The sequence below is a fragment of the Serratia sp. 25CWL12 genome (genome assembly GCF_055790885.1).
Window position 1 is genome coordinate 2,539,841 of sequence record NZ_CM147698.1, and the last position, 5,384, is coordinate 2,545,224.

The following is a 5,384-nucleotide window of genomic DNA, read 5'->3' on the forward strand; positions in this document are numbered from 1 at the left end:
CCGCTTATCTCTCTCTAAATGCTTCACGTGCTTTTAAGACAGGTTTCAATATATAAGACAAAATTGTCTTTTCACCTGTTCTAATTTCCACTTCAGCGACCATGCCGGGCATAATCGGAAACGTTTTATCTTTCATATGCAATGCAGCTTGGTCGGTACGTACATAGACTCGATAATAGGTTGAGTCTCCACGGCCCGCACGTGCTTTTTCTTCATCGACCAAGGTATCAGAACTAAGATGTTCCACTACCCCAGACAAACCACCATAAATGGCATAGTCATAAGCAGTAACTTTCACCGTTGCAGGTAAGCCTGGACGAATAAAGGCCACATCAGCAGGCTTAATCTTGGCTTCAACTAAAAGGTTATCTTCCAAAGGAATGATCGTCATGATCTCAGCCCCTTGAGCGATAACACCGCCTATGGTGGTGGTATGAATACTATTCACCGTTCCACGCACTGGCGCGACAATGGTGGTGCGCTCCATGACATCCTGCCGACCACGCAATACTTCCTGGGTCTGAGCAAGTTCCGATTCAGCCTTATTCAGCTCATTATTCGCCTCAGAACGAAATCGGTTGATGCGATCGACGATTTGCAGTTGGAACTCATTGGCCTGGCGACGTAACCGTAGAATTTCCACATCTGACATCAGCCCTTTTTGGGCTAATGGCGCAGAAAGCGCGACTTCATTTTCCGCTAAAGCCAGACTTTTCTTAAGTGCGGCGACACTATCGTTAAGTGTTTTCAACTGAGAGTTGTAGGCTTTAGTTTCATTTTCGATAATACCAGCCTCCGCCATCACCTCTGGAGGAAACTCTAATTTGGTGTCATACGCTTGGGCGCGTAATCTGGCTATAGTTCCTTTAAGGGCTAATACTTTTGATAAAGACTCACCATAGCTGGAACCCGCGCGGGTCGGGTCCATTTTCAGTAGAACCTGCCCCTTTTCGACAATGTCGCCTTCACGGACATTCATTTCAGCCAGAATCCCACCTTCCAGGCTCTGAATGACCTGCTCGTGGCTAGCGGGGATGATTTTACCTTCACCACGGGTGACTTCTTCAACCTTGGCAAAATGTGCCCATACCAAGGCAACCACCAACACAATCAAGATAAGATAAAGCATGATCATGCTGAATGGCGTTTTTTGTGAAATCAACGCCGCCTGCAGATCATTCATAAAATGCAAGTCATCAGGCTCTATCTTTCCAGTGTGTTGCAGGTTATTACCATCCTTTTTTTTCTTGCTGTTAACTTTATCTGGCTGGTTCACGGTTTTTATCTTTGCCTCATTATCTGCTATCGTTCCATCACCATTATTGCTGTAATCCGCATTATCTGGGCCGGCTAATGCCACGTCATCCTTGTTCATCCATTGTTCCTTGTCAGTGTATTACCATCATTTTCAAGGTATAACAGTATGAACTATCTGATCTTGAAATCGATTGGATGCCATTGCAGGTCACCACTTAATGGACATTTATTCTGCTAACTGCCCGCTGCAGCTTTCTGCGCATTCTTCTCGCCATTGGCACTCAGCATGGCAATCACTTGATCTTTAGGACCATCAGTCATCACATGTCCGTCATCCATAACAATCAGACGATCAAAAATACTCAGCACGGACATACGGTGCGTCACGATAACCAAGGTTTGTCCCTCAATCGCTTTTTGCAATTGCTGAATAAACTTGTTTTCTGTCAAGACATCCATTGAGCTGGTAGGTTCGTCCATCAGTAAAACTTTAGGTTTCAGTAATAAACAACGCGCCAAGGCAACCAGTTGTCTCTGCCCACCGGAAAGGCTATTCCCCATCTCACCTACGGGCATATCATAGCCCAGCGGGTGCTTAGCGGCGATGCGATCCAACCCTGTCATCTGGGCAACGCGCAAAAACTCTGCTGTAGTGACCCCTGGATTACCTATAGTGACATTAAAGCGTAAGGTGCCACTAAAAAGTCGGCAATCCTGGCCCACATAACCCACTGCGGCACGCCAATCTGCAGGATCAACCTGGGTCGCATCAACACCATCGATGGAGAGCTGACCGCTACGCTGTTGATAAATCCGCGCCATCACCCGTAGCAATGTCGACTTACCACTGCCAATGCTGCCGATAATCGCTACGCGCTCACCAGCTTTGATGGTGATATTGATATTATCCAGAACGGAGGGTGGCACCATCATTCCAGGGACCGGATAGGCGAATGCCACCTTTTTCAGCGTCAGATTGCCATCAAATTTGGGTGTTGGCAGATAATTAAATGTTGGATCGCGTTCCGTAGGCAGTGCCATTAACTGGTCAAGAGACTTTAACGCGGTTTTTGCATGCTGATAGCGCAGCGCCAACCCAACCACTGCCGCCAGCGGTGCCAGTGAACGACCTGACAGAATGACCACCCCTATCATCGCCCCCATGGTCAGTTCCCCAGCATGAATCAGGTAGACACCAAAGACCACGATAGCCACTGTACAGGCTTGCTGCATAAAGGTGACGAAATTTGAAGTCAAGGCTGAAAGATAGCGGGTTTTCATCGAAGAAGCGGCTGCCAAAGCACTGATATCATCCCAGCGTTTTTGCATTACCCCATGCCCTTGAGTGGCTTTCAGTACTTCCATCCCCTCAATAGACTCAATCAACATCCCTTGCTTTTGGGAAATTTCACGAATATTTTCAGCCATATAACGGCTTAACGGCCATTGAATGACCACACTGACCAACAAAATAATCGGTACTGCCAAAAGTGGAATGATCGCCAATTGTCCGCCTATCATATAAATGATAAACATGAACAGAATACAGAATGGCAAATCCGAAAGTGTAGAAAGCGTGGCGGAAGTAGCAAAATCACGCACTGCTTCAAAATCACGCAATTGGTTCGCAAATGTACCAGTTGATTGCGGTTTACTTTCCATCCGCATCGCCATCACTTGCCGGAACAGCTTGGCACCGACAATCAAATCAGCTTTTTTACCGGCGATATCGATCAAATAAATACGAACTTGGCGTGAAATAAACTCAAAGATGACGGCAATCATCACCCCGATGGCCAATGACCATAATGTGACATAGGCCTGGGTCGGGATCACCCGGTCATAAACGTTCATGGTGAAAAATGTGGTGGCCAAGGTGAGAATATTGGCTAGCAATGCCGCAGTTGCCGCACTGTAAAAATAATGGCGATAACGCCACAAGGTGGAAAACAGCCAGTGACTTTCACGGGTCGACTCTGGCAATATTTCATCGTCCTGGCGTGATTCCAGTTTTGGCGTCGGACTCGCCGCCATCACATAACCAGAAGCTGACAGATCCTTCTCTGAGAGTGTCACCGTGCCACCGCTTTCAGGTGCCACAATCTGGTATAAGCTGTTGGCCTTTTGCCCGGTTCTGGCGGTAACGATACAATAAGTGCCATCATTACGCGCTACAATCACCGGGAATAAGTAAGAAGAGAGTTGCGAAAGGTCACGCTTAATCCAACCAGCTGAAATACCCACTTGCTCCAGCATACGCAACGCTAACTCGGGCTCTAGCTTATCGCCCCGTGGTAAACCGGCGTAAAGCACTTCTGGGCTGTTTACTTTGTTATAGTGCTTACACAACCACTCAACCGCCCAAAGCAACGAGTCTCTGCTGTGATCATCAATATTATCAAACTCCAGTGAATGCATCACCGAGGTCTCCGTTGCCTCTCCTGGTTCCGGCAGTTGTTTACTCATAATCTTTCCCTAGTTTTACTTAGACTTTAATTAAATCGTGTAAGAAAAACATGTGTATAACTGTGAACGTCTAGTCTGAATCTATCAGAAAACGATAGAGCATAGGCGGTAATTTATCAAATTTAGCAAGCTACTTCAAAAGTTTGCTAAAGAGAATAGGATTCTTCTGTAAGTTAAATCAATCGTAGTAACGCATTGGAATTTTCACCTGAGTAATACCTTCCAGTACCTGCACATTAATATAAATAGGGTGTGTATACTACACTAAGTACAGTGTAACAGAGATGCATCTCTGTACCAAAAATCCCGTTTAAAAAAGTGTAATAAAGATAATAGAAGTATTAAAACTATCACTTGCTATCAAAAGTCAGCAAAATTGATGACGCATAGAGTCGTAAAGGAGGGACAGAGCATAAACCAAGTCGGCGCAAATCGAAAGATATACCCGCCACCATCAAAGCAACGCACTGTTGCAGGCGTTGCTCACTCATCCAACAGTTTGAATGGCGACGGGCATATAAAGACTAGAACAAACTGCTATTCACTACTATTTAACAAACCACTACTATTTAACAACAATATCTACCCGACGCCCCTGGGCGTTACAGCTACTATCTTGATGCTTGGCATTGGCTTCACACTGCTCAGCATCTTTGGCGATCCCCATACCACTGGTATGAGTGATCAAATTTTGATTAACGCCGGCACGGATCAGTGTATCGCGAACCGTATTTGCCCTGGCCTGTGACAAGCGTTGGTTTGCTGCCGCATTACCAATAGCATCGGTGTAACCAATTAACTGAATGTCAGAGACGTTATTCCCTTCCTTAAGGAATGTTATGACATGGTCCAATTTAGCTTTTGAGGCCGGTAAGATTGAACCATACTGACTTTTGCCGGTAGGAAAATGGAGACTTTCCTGCAACAACACGGCGGTACCACCCTTAACGTATTCGCAGGCTTTCACTTGCTTCGCGCGATTAATAATGCGCGACTGTAGACGCATAGATTGCAAATCCGCCTCAGCCACTGAGCGTTTAGCTAACGCTGTCGTGGTCCCGGTCTCCCCTGGATTAACCACCAGGAAATAGGTCGTTGCACCCAGGGTTTTCAGTTGATGTTTGGGGGCCAGTTTACCTTGATACAACGGTTGATCCTGGAAGTAGGACTCAATGGCGTGCCCACCAGGGACAACACAAAAGACCGTATACTCGCCAGGCAATAGTACCGATTGCAGTTGACGATCCACATAAACCGTCGCAGGAAGTTTACCTTCCGGATAGTAGAAGACAATTTGCGCCAACTCCGGCACAACCTCTCCGACAGGACGATAACCGTTTGCAATGGTCCCTGAACCAGCGGTCTGCCCATTGGCATCTAACACCGTAGACACCGTATTGTTATGCCCACCAGGGAGTCCCTCCTGCGCAGAAGCTGGCAAAGAACACCATCCGCTGGCTAACATTAATGACACGATAGTGGCGTACTTGAATTTATTACCAAGAGCTTTCATTAAAATCTCCATGCAGGGCGATATCTCATCCATCAATATCAATAAATTGCTGGCGTTGTCATCACCCTTAATTAGGTCATCTGTAATCTGTTGATCAGCTATGCAAAAGAGCCCACAGTGTTTCCTCTGTGGGCCCCCATCTTATTGA

3 protein-coding genes are annotated in these 5,384 nt (G+C 46.4%); all 3 read right to left on the reverse strand.

The window, feature by feature from the left end:
* Positions 1-4: 4 nt before the first annotated feature.
* The gene (locus ACX9GV_RS10910) at positions 5-1,183 is read right to left on the reverse strand and encodes an HlyD family type I secretion periplasmic adaptor subunit (protein WP_473198020.1); all 1,179 of its coding nucleotides are present in this window, start codon (positions 1,181-1,183) and stop codon (positions 5-7) included.
* A gap of 308 nt (positions 1,184-1,491) precedes the next feature.
* Positions 1,492-3,723: a type I secretion system permease/ATPase gene (locus tag ACX9GV_RS10915; protein ID WP_473195530.1), complete on the reverse strand. Its 2,232-nt coding sequence runs from the start codon at positions 3,721-3,723 to the stop codon at positions 1,492-1,494.
* A gap of 565 nt (positions 3,724-4,288) precedes the next feature.
* Positions 4,289-5,236 (reverse strand): OmpA family protein, encoded by a 948-nt coding sequence (locus ACX9GV_RS10920; RefSeq protein WP_473195531.1) that lies wholly within the window; start codon positions 5,234-5,236, stop codon positions 4,289-4,291.
* Between the last annotated feature and the right edge of the window lie 148 nt (positions 5,237-5,384).